This window comes from Collinsella sp. AF18-8LB (genome assembly GCF_003459795.1).
Lineage (GTDB): Bacteria > Actinomycetota > Coriobacteriia > Coriobacteriales > Coriobacteriaceae > Collinsella.
Genome location: NZ_QRWU01000001.1, coordinates 67,985 through 86,413 on the forward strand (window position 1 = coordinate 67,985; position 18,429 = coordinate 86,413).

General features: G+C 59.7%; 20 protein-coding genes. 12 read left to right on the forward strand and 8 right to left on the reverse strand.

Going from position 1 to position 18,429, the window contains the following annotated elements; all coding sequences use genetic code 11:
• Positions 1–42: 42 nt before the first annotated feature.
• Both DWX25_RS00305 and DWX25_RS00310 read left to right on the forward strand, forming a co-directional pair.
• Positions 43–330, forward strand: a complete 288-nt coding sequence (locus tag DWX25_RS00305) for a PTS sugar transporter subunit IIB (protein WP_055252380.1) — start codon at positions 43–45, stop codon at positions 328–330.
• A gap of 11 nt (positions 331–341) precedes the next feature.
• The gene (locus DWX25_RS00310) at positions 342–716 is read left to right on the forward strand and encodes a VOC family protein (protein WP_117798403.1); all 375 of its coding nucleotides are present in this window, start codon (positions 342–344) and stop codon (positions 714–716) included.
• A gap of 74 nt (positions 717–790) precedes the next feature.
• Here the strand turns inward: DWX25_RS00310 and DWX25_RS00315 are convergent, their stop codons facing one another.
• Genes DWX25_RS00315 through DWX25_RS00325 form a run of 3 tightly spaced genes read right to left on the reverse strand, consistent with a single transcriptional unit; the run spans position 791 to position 3,407 of the window.
• A complete protein-coding gene (locus DWX25_RS00315) occupies positions 791–2,086 on the reverse strand; it encodes a cell wall metabolism sensor histidine kinase WalK (RefSeq protein ID WP_117635644.1) in 1,296 nt (431 codons plus the stop codon).
• Positions 2,070–2,846, reverse strand: coding sequence for a response regulator transcription factor (locus tag DWX25_RS00320; RefSeq protein ID WP_117743693.1), 777 nt, complete (start codon positions 2,844–2,846; stop codon positions 2,070–2,072). The genes DWX25_RS00315 and DWX25_RS00320 overlap by 17 nt, the downstream gene beginning before the upstream one ends.
• An 18-nt stretch (positions 2,847–2,864) precedes the next feature.
• Positions 2,865–3,407, reverse strand: a complete 543-nt coding sequence (locus DWX25_RS00325; protein ID WP_055252376.1) for a hypothetical protein — start codon at positions 3,405–3,407, stop codon at positions 2,865–2,867.
• Positions 3,408–3,767: 360 nt separating this feature from the next.
• On the opposite strand from DWX25_RS00325, the gene DWX25_RS00330 reads away from it, so the two are divergent.
• Positions 3,768–4,529: a metallophosphoesterase gene (locus DWX25_RS00330; protein WP_117798404.1), complete on the forward strand. Its 762-nt coding sequence runs from the start codon at positions 3,768–3,770 to the stop codon at positions 4,527–4,529.
• 21 nt (positions 4,530–4,550) lie between these two features.
• Here DWX25_RS00330 and DWX25_RS00335 read toward each other — a convergent pair whose 3' ends face one another.
• Positions 4,551–5,312: a hypothetical protein gene (locus tag DWX25_RS00335; RefSeq protein ID WP_117798405.1), complete on the reverse strand. Its 762-nt coding sequence runs from the start codon at positions 5,310–5,312 to the stop codon at positions 4,551–4,553.
• Between the two features lie 474 nt (positions 5,313–5,786).
• Between DWX25_RS00335 and DWX25_RS00340 the strand changes: the two genes are divergently transcribed.
• Both DWX25_RS00340 and DWX25_RS00345 read left to right on the forward strand, forming a co-directional pair.
• Positions 5,787–6,026, forward strand: a complete 240-nt coding sequence (locus DWX25_RS00340) for a hypothetical protein (protein ID WP_117798406.1) — start codon at positions 5,787–5,789, stop codon at positions 6,024–6,026.
• Positions 6,027–6,111: 85 nt separating this feature from the next.
• The gene (locus DWX25_RS00345; protein WP_117798407.1) at positions 6,112–6,837 is read left to right on the forward strand and encodes a metallophosphoesterase; all 726 of its coding nucleotides are present in this window, start codon (positions 6,112–6,114) and stop codon (positions 6,835–6,837) included.
• A 122-nt stretch (positions 6,838–6,959) separates the two neighbouring features.
• On the opposite strand, the gene DWX25_RS00350 is transcribed toward DWX25_RS00345, so the two are convergent.
• The 3 genes from DWX25_RS00350 to gluQRS all read right to left on the reverse strand — a co-directional run bounded on the left by DWX25_RS00350 (position 6,960) and on the right by gluQRS (position 8,802).
• Positions 6,960–7,433 carry a GNAT family N-acetyltransferase gene (locus DWX25_RS00350; protein WP_082435587.1) on the reverse strand — a complete coding sequence of 158 codons (474 nt, stop codon included), beginning with the start codon at positions 7,431–7,433 and terminating at the stop codon, positions 6,960–6,962.
• Positions 7,430–7,696 carry a DUF1778 domain-containing protein gene (locus tag DWX25_RS00355; protein WP_158550249.1) on the reverse strand — a complete coding sequence of 89 codons (267 nt, stop codon included), beginning with the start codon at positions 7,694–7,696 and terminating at the stop codon, positions 7,430–7,432. Before DWX25_RS00355 ends, DWX25_RS00350 begins: the two co-directional genes overlap by 4 nt.
• 104 nt (positions 7,697–7,800) lie before the next feature.
• Positions 7,801–8,802, reverse strand: a complete 1,002-nt coding sequence (gene gluQRS / locus DWX25_RS00360; protein ID WP_117798408.1) for a tRNA glutamyl-Q(34) synthetase GluQRS — start codon at positions 8,800–8,802, stop codon at positions 7,801–7,803.
• A gap of 517 nt (positions 8,803–9,319) precedes the next feature.
• Here gluQRS and DWX25_RS00365 point away from each other — a divergent pair.
• Positions 9,320–11,266, forward strand: coding sequence for a DUF2207 domain-containing protein (locus DWX25_RS00365; RefSeq protein WP_158557541.1), 1,947 nt, complete (start codon positions 9,320–9,322; stop codon positions 11,264–11,266).
• A gap of 110 nt (positions 11,267–11,376) precedes the next feature.
• Here DWX25_RS00365 and DWX25_RS00370 read toward each other — a convergent pair whose 3' ends face one another.
• On the reverse strand, positions 11,377–12,018 hold the full coding sequence (locus DWX25_RS00370) for a GNAT family N-acetyltransferase (protein WP_055251276.1): 642 nt from the start codon (positions 12,016–12,018) through the stop codon (positions 11,377–11,379).
• A 276-nt stretch (positions 12,019–12,294) separates the two neighbouring features.
• On the opposite strand from DWX25_RS00370, the gene purH reads away from it, so the two are divergent.
• The 6 genes from purH to DWX25_RS00400 all read left to right on the forward strand — a co-directional run bounded on the left by purH (position 12,295) and on the right by DWX25_RS00400 (position 18,400).
• The gene (gene purH, locus DWX25_RS00375) at positions 12,295–13,902 is read left to right on the forward strand and encodes a bifunctional phosphoribosylaminoimidazolecarboxamide formyltransferase/IMP cyclohydrolase (protein ID WP_117735529.1); all 1,608 of its coding nucleotides are present in this window, start codon (positions 12,295–12,297) and stop codon (positions 13,900–13,902) included.
• 246 nt (positions 13,903–14,148) lie between these two features.
• Complete coding sequence (locus DWX25_RS00380; RefSeq protein WP_233505167.1) at positions 14,149–14,856, forward strand: hypothetical protein; 708 nt, start codon at positions 14,149–14,151, stop codon at positions 14,854–14,856.
• A gap of 177 nt (positions 14,857–15,033) precedes the next feature.
• The gene (locus DWX25_RS00385; protein WP_117798410.1) at positions 15,034–15,705 is read left to right on the forward strand and encodes a response regulator transcription factor; all 672 of its coding nucleotides are present in this window, start codon (positions 15,034–15,036) and stop codon (positions 15,703–15,705) included.
• A gap of 9 nt (positions 15,706–15,714) precedes the next feature.
• Positions 15,715–16,758, forward strand: a complete 1,044-nt coding sequence (locus tag DWX25_RS00390; RefSeq protein WP_117798411.1) for a sensor histidine kinase — start codon at positions 15,715–15,717, stop codon at positions 16,756–16,758.
• Positions 16,759–16,874: 116 nt separating this feature from the next.
• Positions 16,875–17,120 carry a helix-turn-helix domain-containing protein gene (locus tag DWX25_RS00395; RefSeq protein ID WP_117798412.1) on the forward strand — a complete coding sequence of 82 codons (246 nt, stop codon included), beginning with the start codon at positions 16,875–16,877 and terminating at the stop codon, positions 17,118–17,120.
• Positions 17,111–18,400, forward strand: coding sequence for a HipA domain-containing protein (locus tag DWX25_RS00400; RefSeq protein ID WP_117798413.1), 1,290 nt, complete (start codon positions 17,111–17,113; stop codon positions 18,398–18,400). Before DWX25_RS00395 ends, DWX25_RS00400 begins: the two co-directional genes overlap by 10 nt.
• The last annotated feature ends 29 nt before the right edge of the window (positions 18,401–18,429 follow it).

Below are 18,429 nucleotides of genomic sequence, written 5' to 3' on the forward strand. Positions count from 1 at the left end.
GGTACACTTACCTAAAGTAAACCATGAAGGGAGACATTACCTATGAAGAAGATCGTTTTGGCTTGCGGTGCTGGCGCTGCTACTTCCACGCTCGTTGCCCAGAAGGTCGCTACCATGCTCGACGCCAACGGTTATGCCGGCAAGTATGAGATCGTGCAGTGCGCCATCTCCGAGGCTAAGGACGCTTGCGACGAAGGCGCCGACCTGCTGATCGCCACCACCGTTGCCCCCGAGGGCCTCACCTGCCCGTACGTGAGCGGCGTGCCCTTCATGACCGGCATGAACCGCGTTGCTGCCGAGAAGGCCGTTCTCGACGTCATGGCTCAGTAGGCGCTGCCTGTATGAATGAGCAGAACGCCAATCCGGTTGAGCTCTTTGGCATGCGCGTCGCCCATGTGGGCATCAACGCCGCCGACCCGGCAGACGCCTTGGAGATCGCGGAGCTGTTCTCGACGATGATGGGCTTGCCCGTTATCGAGACCCCGGTTTCGTACTTTAACGATTCGCTGATCGAGGTCATGAAGCAGAACGGTCGTGGCGCCAAGGGCCACATCGGCTTTGCCGTCAACGACATCGATGCGGCCGAGAAGTGGTTTGCCGAGCGCGGGCTCGAGGTTAACGAGGAGTCGCGCGCGCTGCTGCCCGACGGTTCTACCAAGCTCGTGTACTTTAAGCGCGAGTTCGCCGGCTTCGCCGTGCATCTGTGCCGCGAGTAGCGCACAAACTGCCATAACGAACAAAAAGGGATAGGGCCGCATGGCCTTATCCCTTTTTTACGCCGAGGGGCTTCCTACCGTGGCAGGCGAATCGTAAAGCGGCTGCCGACGCCTTCGACCGAGGTCACGCCAATAACGCCGCCATGGCTATCGACAATCCACTTGGCAATGGCAAGCCCCAGACCCGAGCCCTGCGCGCCGGCATCGCGTGCGTTGTCGGCACGGTAGAACCGTTCAAACGCGTGAGCTGCGGATTCCTGATTCATGCCGATACCCTCGTCCTCAACACTTATGTCGATCGCGCCCGTGCCCGTATCCTGCGCTACGCCAAAGGTGATGGACGTGCCCGCGTCCGAATACTTGGCGGCGTTTTGCACGATCACGCGCAGGGCCTGCTTCACGAGCGCCACGTCGACAGAAGCATCGCAGCGCGGGTCGCTGGCGAGCGCAGTGTCGTACGCCAGCCGATACGTGTGCTCGGCATCGATCATCTGCGATTCCTCGCACACCTCGCCGACCAGTGCGGCCATGTTGGTGTCCACGCGCCTCAGTACGGTGCGGCCGGCATCGCCGCGCGCCAAAAACAGCAGCTGCTCCACGAGCTCTTGCATGTGCTCGCTTTCGGCCTTGAGGGACGCGATGGATTCTGTCAGCACGTCCGGGTCGTCTTTGCCCCAGCGGTCGAGCATGTTCACGTAGCCCTGAATCACCGCGATGGGCGTGCGCAGCTCGTGGCTCGCATCGTTGACAAAGCGCATCTGCTGTAGCTTGGCCTCTTGCATCTGGCGCAGCAGGCGGTTGAGCGCGACCTCGATGCTCGCCAGGTCGGCGTCGCCGGTGGTGACGCTCGGCGAGTCGACACTCGCGCGTTCGATTGCCTGCTCCAGCGTTTCCATCTTGCCGCCGGAGAGCTGCATGCGGCCGAGCTCGTCCACGCGCAGGGCCAGGTCGTTGAGCGGTGCCATGGTGCGGCGCACGCGGCGAGCGCCGCTGAGCATGTTGAGCACGCTGATGACTTGCCCGCCCGCAACGACAAGATAGAGGGGCCACAGCGCGATGAGGTCCTGCGCGAGGGGGAAGGTCTTGGTGGTGCGCGCAAGCTCGACGGTATAGGTGAGCGTGGCCAGGTCCAAGCCGCGCGCGGGCGCGAACGACATGCCGTGAACGGTGGCGCCGGGGATCCAGCCTGCGGTAAACGCGCCGTCGGGCAGCGTCTGGTTGTAGCCATAGACCAGGATCGCCGCCGCAACAACCAGCAGCCACAGATCGAGCCAGACGTAGCTCATCAGGCGGCGCCACATGTAGCTCCAGTTGATGGCGCGGGCAATGGAGGTGACGCGCTTGGTCTCGGCGTTATGCGCGGCAGACATAGCCCACCCCGCGCACGGTCTGGATGATGCGGGCGCCGCCGGCGTCTTCAATCTTGGCGCGTAGGTGCGCGATGTGCACGTCGACGTTGTTGGTGTCGCCTACGTATTCGTAGCCCAGCGCCTCGTGCGCGATGCGCTCGCGCGTGAGCACGGTGCCGGCATGCGCCATAAGCAGGGCGAGGACGTCGAACTCTCGGGCCGTGAGTACGATGGTTGAACTACCAACGATGACTTCGCGGCGGTCGGGATCGAGCGCAACCGAGCCCACGGTGAGCACGGCGGGGGAGGGCACGGCAGAGGTTTTGGCCGAGTCGCTAGCCGGGGACGTCGCGGCGGTACCGGCACCCGTAGCGCCCTCCCCGGTCCCAGCGCCGCCAACGCCCGAAGCCGCCCGCACGGCCTCCGAGCGCTTCAACGCCACGCGGATCCGTGCGAACAGCTCCTCAATCGCAAACGGCTTGGTCAGGTAATCGTCGGCGCCGGCGTCGAGCCCGGCTACCTTGTCCATCACGGCATCGCGCGCGGTGACCATGATCACCGGCACATCCTTGTGCTTGCGCACGCGCCGCAGCACCTCCATACCGTTGAGCTGTGGCAGCAGCACGTCGAGCAGAATCAGATCGTAGTCGCGCTCCAGCGCCAGGTCGACGGCGGTGCGGCCGTCGGCGGCGTGCTCCACCTGGTAGCCCTCGTGCTCCAGCTCGAGCGTCACAAAGCGGGCGATTTTCTCCTCGTCCTCTACGATCAGGATTCGTGCCATGCGTTCCCCCGTCTGCGATTACTTGTCGTCGTTCAGATTTTGCTTGATATCGTCTGCGGCATCGGCGGCGTGATTCATCAGGTTGTTGATGCTGCCGGGCACGTCGCCGTCGCTATCGATACGGTAACGCATGCCAAAGAACAGACCGATCAGCATCAGCCATATCGTGGCGCCCCAGGCAAACAAGGCGACGATGGGAATCAGGATGGGGATGTTGAGGATGATCGCATCGCGGCGCGTGGCGATAAACTTGGTGTCCAGGCTCAGGCGGAAGAGCTTTTTGAGGTACTCCCACACGCTGTCCATCTTCTTGGAGAAGTCGGTCTTTTCGCTCGACTTCTCGTAGGCGGCCTGCGCGGCGACCATCTCGGCCGAGGGCTCATCTACCGGCTCGGACTCGGTGGCGGCGTGCGCCGACGTGGTCTGGGTCTTGCCTTGCGACTCGAGCCAAATGATGGCGTCCAAAACGTTGCCGTCGGCGGCATCGAGTGCTGCCTTGGCATCGGTGTAACTCACGTTGCACTTGGTGCGGATGGTTTCAACTTTTTCGAGGTCGTCCATGACCTGTCCTTTCGTTCGATGGGCGCGACGCCGGGCGATTTGCCCGGGCGCGAGCGTTGCGTTCGGCTGCCTGCGTCGCGCGGCGCCGCCCCGCCCTTGGTCGAACTCTATAGTGCAGGTTATAGATTAAGCGATTCTTGAGCCAAGATTAATGTTGGATGAGTTTTTGGGTGGGGCGGAGGCCAAGCGCGCGGGGCGCTCGGGGCCCAGGGATAAATTTGTGTCCGCACGGCGAGATATACTTTTAACAATGTTGAGGGGTGTGACAGGACAAGGTTGCCCGGCGCCCGCGAAATCAGAGGGGCCGCCGTGCCACATGGCGCAAACGAGCGAGACCCCGACGCAAACAGGGGGTCATACGTGCATATCTACGCTATGAGCGACATTCACGGGTGCTTGGACGCCTTTAAGGCATCGCTCTCCACCATCGACCTCGATGCCGAGGGTTCCAAGCTGGTTTTGCTTGGCGACTACTGCGACCGAGGCCCCGATTCGCTCAGGGTCTTCGAACTCATCATGGACCTGCAAAAACGGTACGGCAATCGCGTCGTCGCTCTGCGCGGCAATCACGAGGAGATGTTTCTCGAGTACATTGACGAGGTGGACGATCCCAATTTTACGCAGGCATGGATACTTGCCGATAGTAATCTGGCAACGGCTAAGAGCTTCCTAGATGCCGAGGCGTTCAAGCACGTTAAGCACCTGTTGAGGCTCAGGAAGTTCGAGGAGGCCTACGCCTATACGGTTGAACGCATGAAGGTCGAACATGCGGACGTCATCGCGTGGGTTCGCAAGCTCCCTTACTTTTACGAGAGTCCCTTCGGCCAGGTCTTTGTGCATGCCGGCATTGACGAGGGTGCCGGGGAGTACTGGAAGCTCGGCACATCTGACGAGTCGTTTACTATGACGCTGCCCGATTACGTGGGGCGTAAGTTCTATCTGGATGTTATCGCCGGGCACATCAATACCGAGGCGGTCTCGGGCATTGCGGGCTACCGCGGTATCTGGCATGACGGAGCCAGCCATTTCTACATCGACGGGAACGTAGTTCAGCACGGCGAGGTCGTCGTGCTGAACTACGACTCAGAGACAGGGAAGTACAGCGGACAAGGGCTGGAGTAGGTTGGCGGGCGATTAGTTCTCCTACGGCCTACACAACGCTACTTTAAGCCATTCGTTCATCGCCGAAGAGGGCTGCCGTTGCCATTTTTTACCCTTTGGTCTAAGTTGAAGTTCAATGGTGCCGGAGACATAACGGCTGAATCGCAGTTCCAGGGCGTTCAAGTCCCCTTTGTCCCAGTCTTTAATGTGCTGGTATAGGCAATGGTATTCGTGCTGTTCGTTGCTTAAGGCGTGAGCGACATCAAGGTATGCGAGCAAGGAAATGAGCACGTGCCATTGCTGGTTGAGATTGTCGTGCGCGTTGTCGGTAAAGGGTTTAAAGGGGTCGATTCTTGCGATCGTATTGCCGCTATCATCAAACTGGTAGTGGTAATACCCCTGCTCATCAGGGTGTTCCTTGAGTCTGAATTTGAGTGCGAAATAGAAGGCAACATTCTCTGGCAGCTCTTTTGCTAGCGTGTCTGATATCGTTCTTTGATTGTTTTTGAGTTTGGAGATAAGCTCGTCACAATCGAGGAGTTTGGAGCGCGCTTCTGAGCCATCGGTATCGTTGAGAATCTGTCTGAGGTTATCAAGAACGTCGCTGCCAAGTTCGTTAAGCGCGCATATGGTTTGACCTAGTCTGTAGGTTGGGTCACTAGTGCTGCTTTCGGGAATATACTCGCAAGGCTCGTTGCACCATCCAATGAAGTCCTTGACGTCTATCGACTCGACAGAAGGCCTGTTGACACGGGTGAAAAAGTCCTGGATTTCGTTCAAATCGGCGTGCTTGGCTTCGTTCATAGCTGGATTCCTTTCTCATCAGGAAACATGTCTCATTATAGGCATACCTGCGGTCGTAGTGGCTAGGGGCGCCAGTGCTAGTGAGGGTTCCAGAGAAGGAAGCGGCGCACCCTCGGAACAGCCAGGAATCAAGGTCTAATACTTTTCCCGAGAAGTGAACGAGCTAAATCGGACCCCCGAAGCATCGACACTTTAGGAGTGCCGTTTCCTGCGGTTTCGGTACTGAGATCCTGCGATTTTGCCGTCGAAAAATGCGGATGTTTCAGGGGTTCAAAAACAGCCGTTCACTTCTCGGGAAAAAGTATTAGACCTCGACAGCGGGGGATGGGGTGCCGGTGTAAAACGGCGTCAAGGGTTGGTCGAGCAGGCTGTTTCTCCATTGATGTCCGCACGGCGTGTGACACTTACCCTGCCGCCCTGCTCTGCCGCGGCGGCATGTACCCGAACAGCGACCCTCTAAGGAGTTCGATATCGATGAGTGATAACACCAAGCATCTCGCAAAGAAGTGCGTCAAGGACGCGGGGCCGTGCCTCGTGCTGTGCCTTGCCGGCGCAGCGGTCGCGCTGCTGGCTGTTCTGGGGCCGTTCGACGTGCTCCGAAGTGCCGTCTCTCTACACATTTGCATGGCTCTTGCCGGCGCCATGATGACCGGCGGCGCGCTCGATCTGGTTTTTTGGGTGCTTGACCCGTTTGGATGGAAGAACGAGGGGTAAGCCCTAAGGGATGGAAGGGCTGGAACGATTGGCTTAGTGATCGTGCAGAATGCGGGCTAGCGACTTACAGGGAAGTGGTGATCCGATGACGGTCTATGTGACGGGCGATATTCACGGCGGCGTCGACATGCAAAAGCTGCGCGACTGGGATCTTGGGGATAGTTTGACGAGCGACGACTATCTCATCATCGCGGGCGACTTTGGCTTTCCGTGGGATTTCTCTGCCGAGGAATGCGCCGACATCGCTTGGCTGGAGTCGCGCCCCTATACCGTGCTGTTCGTCGACGGTAACCACGAGCGTTTCGATCACTGGGCGGAGCGCCCCATGGAGTTGTGGCACGGCGGGCTGACGCAACGCCTGTCGGATACCTCTCCCATACGGCGCCTGACGCGTGGCGAGGTTTTTGAGCTCGATGGCTCAACGATCTTTACCATGGGCGGTGCCACGAGTGTTGACAAGGAATACCGCATTCCGTATTCCAGCTGGTGGCCGCAGGAGCTGCCGGACGAGCGTAACTTTGAGGAGGCACGGACAAAGCTCGACGGCGTGGGCTGGAAGGTCGACTACGTAATCACCCACACTTGCTCCACGCGCATGCTTTCGTCCACGCTCTATCCGGCGCCCGGCTGGAATTGCCCCGCGGTTGATCGGCTTACAGCGTTTTTCGATGAGCTGGAAGATCGCTTGGACTACAAGCGCTGGTATTACGGGCATTTCCATCGGGATGCCAACCCGGCCGAGCGCCATACCGTGCTCTACGACTGCATCGTTCGCCTGGGCGACGAACTCCAGCCCTGGGATGTTGCGTAGGGGTGGGAATAGCGAGAACTTCATACGATACCTTGGGTAGTTACCCTACATTTCAGTAGTAATCTTTATTTGTAGGGTAACTTAGGGCATGCTGGGAGCTGGAGGAGATGTCGCCCGACGATCTAAAGTTTCAGCGCCATTCGGTTGGTGCCCGGTAGGGTGGCGAAGCCAAAATGTTCATAGAATGCTGCCGCCTCATCATCTACTGGATCGACAACTAAAGCTCGCGCTCCTGCTAGGGCAGAAATTTTCAAGGCGTTCTCGATGGCATCTTTGAGCAGTGAAGCTCCAAGACCAAGCCCCTTGAACTTCTCATCGACCCCCATCATTCCAAGCAGCACTGTGGGGACTTGGGAGGGGGAGTTTCGCACGAACCATCCTCCATCAACATTTTCGCGAGCCACGGAGTGCGTGCACAACGTATAAAACCCAGCGACTGCGCCGTCGCAATACGATGCGTATATAACTGCTGATCCTCTTCTTCGCGCCGAGGCTGATCTGTTTTTAGCCCATCCGTCTACAAGAGTATTTCCGCAGTGGAAAGCCTCGATGCCTTGGCCAACGGGGAGTTGAACGGGCTTGGTAAATGTGCTCATTCCCAAACCGCTTTACGGTCAAGCAGCGCTTTTGCGGCTTGGGGCATGGGGGAATCGAGCATTTCGCAAAATGCATCGAAACCATCAGGAGAAAGATAGGTTGTTGATGCCTCGGCGATATCACGTGCGGAGCTCTCGTCAAGGTGGGCTGTGGCCCATTGGGTGAGAGTTTGCCCGCGCAAGGCCGCGGCGCGCTCGTAAGTAAGGCGTTGACGTTCGGTCAACCTTAGATCCATACGGCGTTGTTTCTCAATCGTTGGCATGGCAAAAACCTCCTTTGCACAATTGTACGGAATTATTCCGTACATAACAAGACGCAGAATTATGTCCTCGTTGAGGGGGGGGCGAGGGGGCGGGGCGTATTTGACTACTCGGCCATTACGGTGATGTTCTCGCGGTGTGCGCGGATGACGTCCCAGCTAAAGTGCTCGGCCAGCTGCTCGGCAGAGCGCGGTGTGGTGTCCGGCGCGATGCCCGTTTGCCCGGCGAGCCATCCCAGCAGTGCCTCGGGTATGCCAAAGCGGGCGCGTAGTTCGCCTAGGTCCAGATCGCGGTCGCGCTTGGAAAGGCGGCGACCGTCCGGCGACATGAGCAGCGGAATGTGCGCGTAGTGCGGCGTGGGCAGTTCCAGCAGATGCTGCAGGTAAATCTGGCGGGGCGTGGAGCCCAGCAGATCGCATCCGCGCACGACCTCGGTGACGCCCATGGCGGCGTCGTCGACCACTACGGCTAGCTGATAGGCAAATACGCCGTCGCTGCGGCGCACCAAAAAGTCGCCGCACTCGGTGGCGAGCGCCTCGCATTGGGCGCCGTACGTGCGGTCCACGAATTCAATCACGTCTTCCGCGAGGTCATCTACGGTGGGCACGCGCAGGCGTGTGGCCGGGGCGCGCAGAGCACTGCGGCGTGCAACTTCTTCGGCAGAAAGAGCGCGGCAGGCGCCGCGGTAGATGGGCGTGCCGTCGCTGGCGTGCGGCGCGCTTGCGGCGTGGAGCTCGGCGCGCGTGCAAAAGCAGGGATAGGTGAGGCCGGCGTCTTGCAGCTGGCGTAAAGCGGCTTCGTACAGGTCTAGGCGATCGTGCTGATAGTAGGGGCCTTCGTCCCACTCGAGCCCCAGCCAGGCCAAGTCGTCAATTAGCTGAGCGGCAAGCTCGGGGCGCTTGCAGCGATCGTCGAGGTCCTCGATGCGCAACACGATGCTGCCGCCCTGGCTGCGGGCCGAAAGCCACGCGCACAAGCAACTGAACACGTTGCCCAGGTGCATGCGGCCCGAGGGCGACGGGGCAAAGCGGCCCACGACGGGGGTGGGCACTGCCGTTGCCGGTGCGACCGCGGCGGGTGTTGCTATGTTGCGTGCGTTGATATCCATGCGGACGAGTATAGCGCGGGACGCGGTGGGGGAGACGTTGCCGTGGCCTGCAAGTTGCCGAAGCCGCGCGTTGCGCGTGTCGGACCACCGGCTCGACAGCTCGATCGCCGCCCGCCAGCCCAACCCCTCAAACGACAGAAACCCCGGCAGCTCTTCGCAACTGCCGGGGTTTCCGCGGAAAAGGGGGACATGATCCTCGAGCGAACGGGAAAGGGGCAACCGTTTTCGCTCAACTGCTTTATGCCCCTCGGTTGGCGGCTCAATCAGCGCGTGCCGCGCCCACACAAAGCCGCTACACCTGTGACGGTGCTGTGAAGTGGTATCTATTGCTGGCGCGGGCCATGCCAAGGAGTGTCCCTAATGACTAGTCATTTAAGAACGTCCCCAATGACTAACTGCCGGGGTGCGGGCGTGACTTTTGTCCCGTTTTGACACTCCGCTGACCTAGATGTTCGTCACATGAACCCGCAAACGTGGGACAATGACGCTACTGGTATCACAGACAAAGGATGTGCCTATGAACGCCCCCGTTGCCAAGACCTGCCGGCAGCGCCACCTGTTTGCGCGATTCGCTTCCGTCTGCGCACTCGTCGCGCTTGCGTTGTTGCTACTGCCTGCCGCCGCGCACGCCGACGGCTACTCCATGACCCAAACCTATATCGGTGCCACGGTTGAAGCCGATGGATCGCTGACCGTTGTCGAGGGACGCCAGTTTGATTTCGATGACGATATCAACGGCGTGTATTGGGATATCAATACGGGCACCAACCAGCAGGGCGGCACGGCGGGCGTCGATGTGCTGAGCGTCGAGGAAGACGATGCCGCGTTTAGCAGGGTCGACTATGCAAACAAAGGCGACAGCGGCGTCTATACGGTTGAGCAGTCCGACGGCGGCGTAAAGATCAAGGTGTTCAGCCCTCACGAGAGCGGCGACAGCGCGATCTTTTACGTGAGCTACACCATGACCGGTGCGGTCATGAGCTGGTCCGATACCGCTGAGCTCTACTGGAAGTTTGTGGGCGACGGCTGGTCCGCGGATTCCGACGATGTCGAGATGGAAGTGCACTTCGCAAATGCCGCTGCCGGGACGGCGGCCGTCAAGGGCGATAACTTCCGCGCATGGGGCCACGGCCCGCTGACGGGCGACGTATCGATCGATGCGGACAAACCCATGGTCACCTACACCATTCCGTGCGTGCACGAGGGCGAATTTGCCGAGGCGCGCATCGCCTTTCCCAGCGACTGGGTGCCGCAGCTTGCCGCTTCGGGCGAAGATCGCATGTCAACGATCCTGAGCGAAGAAAAGGAATGGGCCGACGAAGCTAACGCCCGCCGTGAGCACGCGCGTGCGGTTGCCAGCGCGATTGCCGTGGTATGTGTTGTTGTGGCGGTTACCTATACCGGTGTGATCGTGATGCTCAAGCTGCGCAGGCTCAAGCCCAAGCCGCTCTTCCAAGACGAGTACTTCCGCGATGTGCCCTCGGCCGACCATCCCGCGGTGCTTGCAGCTCTTATGAGCTGGAACGACGTGCCCGATCAGGCATATATCGCCACGCTGATGAAGCTGACCGACGACCGCGTGATCAAGCTAGAAGAAGCGACCGAGACCAAGAAGAAGGGTCTGCTCCGTCGCGAAAAAGAGGAGCGGACGTATCGCATCACAGTGACCGACGAGGCCTGGAAGGCTGCCAAGAAGGACGGCATCGATCGCGACGTGCTCAAGGTCTTCTTCGCTGGCGTTAAGCCCGATAAAGACGGCGTCCGTTCGCGCACGTTTAGCGAGCTGGAGGAGTATGCCAGCGAGCGTACTGAATCTGTTAGCGACAAGCTCGAGGACTATCAGAGCACGGTTAAGGGCAAGCTGGAGGAGCGCGAGTTTATCGCATCGGATGGCACTATCGCGATGGTGGCCGGCCTGGTTCTCGGCATCATCATTATCTTTGGCATTTTGGGTTCTCTGTTCTATACCGACTTTGCGGACGCCAACGTCGGTGCCGCTATGATCTCGATCCCCGTCACGATTGTGGGTTTTGTCCTGAGCTGCACCTTCCGCCGTTACACGCCGGAGGGCGCCGAGGTGGCGGCTCGCTGCAAGGCGCTCAAGCATTGGCTCGAGGATTTTACGCGCCTGAAGGAGGCCGTCCCGGGAGATCTGGTGCTGTGGAACAAGCTGCTGGTGATGGGTGTTGCGCTGGGCGTTTCGAAGGAAGTGCTGCGTCAGCTTGCCGAGGCCGTCCCGCCCGAGGTGCGCGAGGCCGATGGCTTCTACGACAATTATCCCTGCTACTGGTGGTATTACCATCATTACGGTACCGAGTCCCCGCTCGATTCGTTTAACGACGTGTATCACGAGACCATCCGCGAGCTGGCTTCGAGTTCCGATAGTTCGAGCGGCGGCGGAGGCGGTGGCTTCTCGGGCGGCGGAGGCGGCGGCGTCGGCGGAGGCGGCGGCGGAACGTTCTAGCGGTCCTAAATTACGGGACGGGCTTTTCTCGACAGCCGTCGGGGAAAGCCCGTCCCTTTCTTATGTGCCGAGATGGGACGTTCTTGAATGACTAGGTGTGGCTACCGGGGTTAGGCGGTTAGGTCCAGCTCGTAGAGGAAGCTTTCGCGCGGCATGTCGTGGCGGCGCTCTTCGCGGTTGGCGCGGTGCGTTGCCGTGCGCTTAAAGCCGTGCAGCTCGTAGAACTTCCACGAGCAGTTGGAGTCGGTGTGCAGGTGCGCCCTCGTCGCTCCGCGTGAGGACAGGTGCGAGACCGCAGCATCGAGCAACACCGAGCCGACGCCCAAGCCATGGACATCGCGATCCACGGCAAGCAGCGTGACCTCGTTGTCGTGTGGCAGGGGGCTGCTTTCGAGCAGACGGTTGTTGGTGCGGATGGTTGCGCGCACAAACGAGAGATACTCGGCGCAGGCATCGGGCTCCAGCTCGCGCATCTGCGATAGCAGCGCGCGCTCGGTATCCATCCAATGTTCCTTGACGGCGGCGCCGGAGCTTTGCCCCGCACGCGCGAGCGCAATGCCGCGCGCCTGGCCGTCGATTACGGCAACCTGCGAAAACGTCGACGACGAAAGGCAATAGGCGAGGTCGCACGCGGCCTCGAGGCGGTTGTACTCATCGTTATCCGAATTGTTATGCCAAAGCTGCTGCAGAATCAGCGCGATGGCGTCGAAGTCTTCGGTGTCAAACGGTCGGTAGAGAACCCGCGAGACCATGGTGCCTCTTTCTTTTGCGGATGCATATCGAGCACAGTTCTACCACGCCATTGGCATCTAATTATGGTGCCCCTGTGTTCCATGAACTCACCGTGCCCGGTGCCGCACCATACCCTCCGCTCGCAAGCTTTTTCTGCACATGCGGCCGTTGCGGGGTGCATCGATGCGCTCGATGCGCTACATTAAATCAGTATTTTCAATGCCGCTGCGCGAGCGCTGCAGATCGACGTATCACCGACTCACAGAGCACGGCGGCGTACCAGACAGGAGGACTGCATGGGATCTGATGTGAAGATCGCACGCGCGTTGATCTCGGTTACCGATAAGACGGGCGTCGTCGATTTCGCACGGACGCTGGTCGATGACTTTGGCGTCGAGATCATCTCTACGGGCGGTACGGCTCGTGCTATCGAGGATGCGGGCGTTCCCGTAACCCCCATCGAGGAGTTCACGGGCTATCCCGAGATGATGGACGGCCGCGTTAAGACCCTGCACCCCAAGGTTCACGGCGCGCTGCTGGCCCGCCGCGATTCCGAGCAGCACATGCAGGAGGCGGCTCAGCACGGCATTAAGCTGATCGACCTGGTCGTCGTCAACCTGTACGAGTTCGAGAAGACCGTCGCCAACCCCGAGGTCACCTTTGCGGACGCCATCGAGCACATCGACATCGGCGGTCCCTCCATGCTGCGCTCTGCCGCCAAGAACGCTGCGAGCGTTACCGTCATCTCCGATCCGGCCGACTACGACGCTGTCCTGGCCGAGATGCACGAGACCGGCGGTTGCACCACGCTTTCCACCCGTCGTCGTCTGCAGGTGAAGGTCTACCAGACCACCGCTGCCTACGACACGGCTATCTCTCGTTGGCTTGCCGCCCAGGCAAGCGATGTGGCGGACACCTCTGCCAAGCTCGAGGTTTCGCTCGAGAAGGTCGACGACCTGCGCTATGGCGAGAATCCGCAGCAGAAGGCCACGGTCTACCGCTTTGCCGAGGGCTGCGAGAACTCCGCGAGCTCGCAGTTCCCGCTCGTGGGCTCCGAGCAGGTCCAGGGCAAGCCGCTCAGCTACAACAACTATCTGGACGCCGACGCCGCTTGGAACCTGGTCCGCGAGTTCGACGAGCCTGCCTGCGTGATCCTCAAGCATCAGAACCCCTGCGGTTCCGCCGTTGCCGAGGATATCACGGCTGCCTACGACCGCGCCTTTGCCTGCGATCCCAAGAGCGCCTTTGGCGGCATCATCGCCTGCAACCGCGAGGTTCCCTTTGAGTTGGTTGAGCACTTTGCCGACCAGAACAAGCAGTTCGTCGAGGTCATCATCGCGCCGAGTTACACCGCCGAGGCGCTCGAGCGCATGGCCAAGCGCCCCAACCTGCGCGTGCTGGCTACCGGTGGCGTGGACCACGGCGCCAAGGTGGAGCTGCGCTCCATCGATGGCGGCATGCTGGTGCAGGAGGTCGACCACGTGACCGAGGACCCCGCGACCTTCACGTTCCCCACCGACCGCAAGCCCACCGATGCCGAGATGGCCGAGCTCGAGTTTGCCTGGAAGGTCTGCAAGGGTGTCAAGTCCAACGCCATCCTGGTCTCCAAGGGCAAGGCCGGCATTGGCATGGGCCCGGGTCAGCCCAACCGCGTTGACTCCGCGCTGCTTGCCTGCGAGCGCGCCGAGGACTTCTGCGAGCGTGAGGGCGTGGAGAAGGGCGGCTTTGCCTGCGCAAGCGACGCGTTCTTCCCGTTCCGCGACAACGTCGATGTGCTTGCCGCACACGGCGTGACCTGCATCATCCAGCCCGGCGGCTCCAAGCGCGACGACGAGAGCATCCAGGCCTGCAACGAGCACGGCATCGCGATGGTCTTCACAGGTGCCAGGCATTTTAGGCACTAGGGCTTTCCCAAGAACCCGACCTTGCCCCTCAAACCGTCGCTTGCGTACATTTAGTACGCGGCGCTCCTCTTTCGGGGCAATCTCGGGCACTTGGAAAACCCTTAATGGAATGTTGTTCTATCCCATTAAGCTGATCGGTCGCTTGGCCATATCGTCAAAATAATCTCTGCAAAAGACGGCCGCTCCGTTTGGAGGGCCGTCTTTTTGGTATAAGAGGACGGAATGACTAACACGAAAGGGATGACCATGCCCCAGATTGATGATGCCGAGCTGTTTGGCAATGCCGAGGACCAGCGCGCGTACGAGGACTTTTGCGCCAATCAGGAGGCGGTTGAGAAGTTTACGCTCGACGAGCCCGCGCTCGTGTGCCGTTGGCGCATGTCCAACAAAAAGGTACCCATGCTCAACCGTCACATCCGTGCGCTGTCCGAGCGCTTGGTGCAGGGCGAGCCGCTCACCCATAACATGCTCAGCTGGGCAAAGCAGCACGTTGAGTGGTCGCTTGCCGAGGGCGATTACACCGCGCACGACGGCGTGCTCATGCTAGTGATCGACGTCAACGGCAATGCCGCCATGACGGTGGGCGAGTACGAGCCGCTGTCCGACACTTCGGCCAAGGCCTTGCGTGCCCGCTCTGCCGAGGCCCGCTCCGAGGCTGACGAAACCGGCGTGGCGCCCGAGCTGCTTGCTTCCGTCAACGACGGTGAGCTGGCCTTTGTGGCGCCGGCAGACGAGTGCCTGTGCGGCACGGCGACGCTCATCGAGCAGCTGGCCCAGACCAAGGGCATCTCGGTCGCGCGCGTGGACATTCCCGCGCAGCTCAAGGGTGCCCTGTTCCTGGTGAGCGATGAGCATGGCGTGGTTCCCGCCGCCGACGCGGACGCTGCCGAGTCCGATACCGCGACGGTCGCCTTCTTTGCCGACGGCTACGAAAAGCTCCGTGCCCGCCGCTAAATGATTTTTCTGGGACGGGGATTTTATAATCATTTGATCCCCGCGTCCGCTGCGAGCGAGGGCGAGTCGAACGCTTTCGTTCGCGAACAGTTCTGTCACCTTGCCGCCGTGCGAGCCGTGTGCCGGCGGTTTCGCGGCAATAATGGCTGTAAGACAACAAGAGGGGGAGCGGAATCCATGGCGCTGATCTATATCGTTGAGGACGACGAGCCCATTCGCCGTGAGCTTGCCGACATCCTTGTCCGTGCAGGTTTTGAGGTCGAGGCCTGCGAATTGTTCGAGCACGTCTCGCGCGATATTCTCGCTGCCGCGCCCGACCTGGTACTGCTCGACCTCACGCTTCCCGTCAAAGATGGCCAGCACATCTGCCACGAAGTCCGCCGCGAGTCCGAGGTCCCCATCATCGTCCTTACGTCGCGCACGACCGAAATCGACGAGGTCATGGCAATGACACTCGGCGCAGACGACTTTATTTCCAAGCCCTATAGCGCGCGCGTGCTCGTGGCGCGCATCAACGCGCTGCTGCGCCGCACCACGTCGGCAGGCGAGCGCAGCACCATGGTCCACAAGGGGTTGGAGCTCGACCTTGCCCGCTCCACGGTCACCAATACGGCAACCGGTGACAGTACCGAGCTCACCAAAAACGAACTGCGCATTCTCTCGCTGCTCTTGGGTCGCGCGGGCAAGATCGTCTCGCGCTCGGCCATCATGCAGGACCTGTGGGATTCCGATGCCTTCGTGGACGACAACACGCTCACCGTCAATATCAATCGCCTGCGTGCGACGCTCGACAAGATCGGCGTCAAGGGGTACCTCACCACGCACCGCGGCCAAGGCTATTCGGTTTAGGACCCGGCCATGTCGTTTGGCAAGTTCTTTAAAGACGCGTTGCTGCCCGTTGCCGTGTGGACGTGCGGCGTGCTGCTGAGCTGCTTTGTGCTGACGGTGGCCGGCGCCCCCGCATCCATCGTGATCGTGGCGGTTGGCGTGTCCTTTGTCTTTGGCATGCTGGGTATTGTGATCGAATACGCGCGCCGTCGCCGCTTTTTGCACCAGCTGGAGCGTGCGGCCGAGGAGCTGGAGAGCCCTGCGTGGGTGCAGGAGATGGTGCAATGCCCAACCTATGCCGAGGGCGAGCTCGAGTACGAGGTTCTGCGCCGGGTGGGCAAAGCCGCGTGCGATGAGGTTGCCGAAGGCCGGCGTCAGACCGATGACTATCGCGACTATATTGAGAGCTGGGTCCACGAGGCCAAGCTGCCTCTGGCGGCAGCCCATCTGATTTTGGAAAACTTGGACGGCAGCGAAGACGACCTGTCGCGTGTGGATGATCTGGGTCGCGAGCTGACTCGCGTGGAACGCTATATCGACCAGGCGCTGTTCTATGCGCGCTCGGAAGTCGTGGAGCGCGATTACCTGATTCGCCGCTGGGATCTTAAGACCTTGGTGGCGGGTGCGATTAAGGCCAACGCGCGCGAGCTCATCGCGGCGCACGTGGCCCCGGTGTGCGAGAACCTCGACTTCGAGGTCTTTACCGACGAGAAGTGGCTCGAGTTTATCCTGGGCCAGCTCATTCAGAACAGCATTAAATATGCGTGCGAGGACGGCGCGAAGATCGTGTTTTCGGGCGCGTTGCTGGACGAGGGCCTGGCAAGCGAGCGCATTGAGCTTGCCGTCGCCGATAACGGCTGCGGCGTGTGTGCGGCAGACCTGCCACGCGTGTTCGAGAAGGGCTTTACCGGCGACAATGGCCGCACCACCAAGCGCGCAACGGGCATCGGCCTCTACCTGGTGGCGCGCCTGTGCTCCAAGATGGGCATCGACGTCACCGCGGCATCCGACCCCGGTGAAGGCTTTGTCGTAACGTTCGCCTTCTCAACGAACAAGTTTCAATACTTTGAGTAGGCGTCGTGGCATGACGCTTCTGAGAGCCATTCACATAAAGTAGATTATCCCAAATGGGATAATTCAATCATATTGTGCTATGATTATCCCGTTTGGGATAAACATAGGGGATTAGCATGCAAGACTGGAATGAGCGAACGATTTTTGACCCAGCTGAACTCGGTGCATATTTGCGCGAACGCCGGAAGAAGCTCGGTTATACCCAACGCGATGTGGCTGACTTCAACCAGTGCAGTTTGCGCTTTGTGAGCGAGCTTGAGCGTGGAAAGGCGGGTGCCAATCTTCGCCAAACCCTTCAAATCGTCAACAGCCTGGGAGTCGATTTGATCCTGAGGGAGAGGGGCGACGGCTCATGGCATTAAAGGTTTATCGTGAGTATCGGGGAACGTTTGAGCTGGTCGGAGAATTTGAGAGGGCCGATCCCGCAAACGAGACGTTTGCCTATAATGCGGGCTATCTTGAATGCGATGATGCCGCCGCACTATCAGTTTCTCTTCCCTTGCGGCAAGACCCATATACCAGCAATGAGTTTTCGGCCTTTTTCTCGGGCATGCTTCCCGAGGGCCCGGTTCGGCATGAGCTGTCGATGCGTTTTCAAATCCCTCAGTCAGACTATCTATCGATGCTCGAGCGTTTGGGCGATGAGTGCGTCGGCGCCTTGAGGTTTCTCAACGATGAGAAATCGAGCCACGATCCTGGATATCGGCCTTTGCAGGACAAAGATTTTGAGGCGCTTTCTAAGGCGGAAGTGTTCGAGATTGCAAATGATATGCAGGATTCGAGGCTGTCGTTGGCGGGCGCTCAGTCTAAAACCGGTTGGTTTTTGCCGCGCGGCAAAGATGCAAAAAAGGCTGGGGCGGGGGACTGGATGCTGCCGATCGGCTCAGCCCCCTCGACTCACATAGTCAAGATTGCTTCTGCTAAACACCCGGATTTGCCGCTCAACGAATTCATTTGTATGACGGCAGCGTCTGCGGCCGGGCTTGAGGTCGCCCGTTCAGAAGCTTCTGATACCGTTTCTGGTGCATTTATTTCCGAACGTTACGACAGGATTTGGAGCGATGAGTCGCCATCGATGGGCGGATTTGATGTGCCTCTGAGACTGCATCAGGAGGATTTTTGCCAAGCGGCTGGCTGGCCTTCGTATATGAAATACGAGACACGTCCCGATACCTGCTATATGGCTCTTTGCGGCCGGTTGATAAGAGAACAATCGTCTAATGTAATTGCCGATGCTCAAACGTTTACTCGTCAGGTAATGGTCGATTATGCGTTGGGGAATTGCGACTCGCATCTCAAGAACCATTCGTTTCTCTATAGTCCGAGTTGGCGTGAAAAGAGGCTGGCCCCTGCATACGATATTGTCTGCACGACGATAATGGGATACGACCATAACCTTGGGATTGATATTGGGGATCATCGAGTGATCGATGAGGTGACGCCTGAAGATTTTGAATTCATGTCTCAAGATCTTCATCTACCGCTCAAGATGATCAAGAGCATCGCGGCAGAAGTTGCTGAAGGGGCGTCTGCCCAGCTTGCAGAGCTTGCTTCTGCAACTGGAGATTTGGGCAGGGTCGCATTGAAAATTCAGTCGGACTCCGTTGGGAGAATGAGGGTTCTGGAGCAATTCTCGGCCTAAAACAAAACGTGCCGCCCCAACCGGGGCGG

Excerpts from the sequence above, each read along its gene's own strand:
- DWX25_RS00305 (WP_055252380.1), top strand. The coding sequence starts at position 43 with ATGAAGAAGATCGTTTTGGCTTGCGGTGCTGGCGCTGCTACTTCCACG.
- DWX25_RS00310 (WP_117798403.1), top strand. The coding sequence starts at position 342 with ATGAATGAGCAGAACGCCAATCCGGTTGAGCTCTTTGGCATGCGCGTC.
- DWX25_RS00315 (WP_117635644.1), bottom strand. The coding sequence starts at position 2,086 with ATGTCTGCCGCGCATAACGCCGAGACCAAGCGCGTCACCTCCATTGCC.
- DWX25_RS00320 (WP_117743693.1), bottom strand. The coding sequence starts at position 2,846 with ATGGCACGAATCCTGATCGTAGAGGACGAGGAGAAAATCGCCCGCTTT.
- DWX25_RS00325 (WP_055252376.1), bottom strand. The coding sequence starts at position 3,407 with ATGGACGACCTCGAAAAAGTTGAAACCATCCGCACCAAGTGCAACGTG.
- DWX25_RS00335 (WP_117798405.1), bottom strand. The coding sequence starts at position 5,312 with ATGAACGAAGCCAAGCACGCCGATTTGAACGAAATCCAGGACTTTTTC.
- DWX25_RS00340 (WP_117798406.1), top strand. The coding sequence starts at position 5,787 with ATGAGTGATAACACCAAGCATCTCGCAAAGAAGTGCGTCAAGGACGCG.
- DWX25_RS00345 (WP_117798407.1), top strand. The coding sequence starts at position 6,112 with ATGACGGTCTATGTGACGGGCGATATTCACGGCGGCGTCGACATGCAA.
- DWX25_RS00350 (WP_082435587.1), bottom strand. The coding sequence starts at position 7,433 with ATGAGCACATTTACCAAGCCCGTTCAACTCCCCGTTGGCCAAGGCATC.
- DWX25_RS00355 (WP_158550249.1), bottom strand. The coding sequence starts at position 7,696 with ATGCCAACGATTGAGAAACAACGCCGTATGGATCTAAGGTTGACCGAA.
- gluQRS (WP_117798408.1), bottom strand. The coding sequence starts at position 8,802 with ATGGATATCAACGCACGCAACATAGCAACACCCGCCGCGGTCGCACCG.
- DWX25_RS00365 (WP_158557541.1), top strand. The coding sequence starts at position 9,320 with ATGAACGCCCCCGTTGCCAAGACCTGCCGGCAGCGCCACCTGTTTGCG.
- DWX25_RS00370 (WP_055251276.1), bottom strand. The coding sequence starts at position 12,018 with ATGGTCTCGCGGGTTCTCTACCGACCGTTTGACACCGAAGACTTCGAC.
- purH (WP_117735529.1), top strand. The coding sequence starts at position 12,295 with ATGGGATCTGATGTGAAGATCGCACGCGCGTTGATCTCGGTTACCGAT.
- DWX25_RS00380 (WP_233505167.1), top strand. The coding sequence starts at position 14,149 with ATGCCCCAGATTGATGATGCCGAGCTGTTTGGCAATGCCGAGGACCAG.
- DWX25_RS00385 (WP_117798410.1), top strand. The coding sequence starts at position 15,034 with ATGGCGCTGATCTATATCGTTGAGGACGACGAGCCCATTCGCCGTGAG.
- DWX25_RS00390 (WP_117798411.1), top strand. The coding sequence starts at position 15,715 with ATGTCGTTTGGCAAGTTCTTTAAAGACGCGTTGCTGCCCGTTGCCGTG.
- DWX25_RS00395 (WP_117798412.1), top strand. The coding sequence starts at position 16,875 with ATGCAAGACTGGAATGAGCGAACGATTTTTGACCCAGCTGAACTCGGT.
- DWX25_RS00400 (WP_117798413.1), top strand. The coding sequence starts at position 17,111 with ATGGCATTAAAGGTTTATCGTGAGTATCGGGGAACGTTTGAGCTGGTC.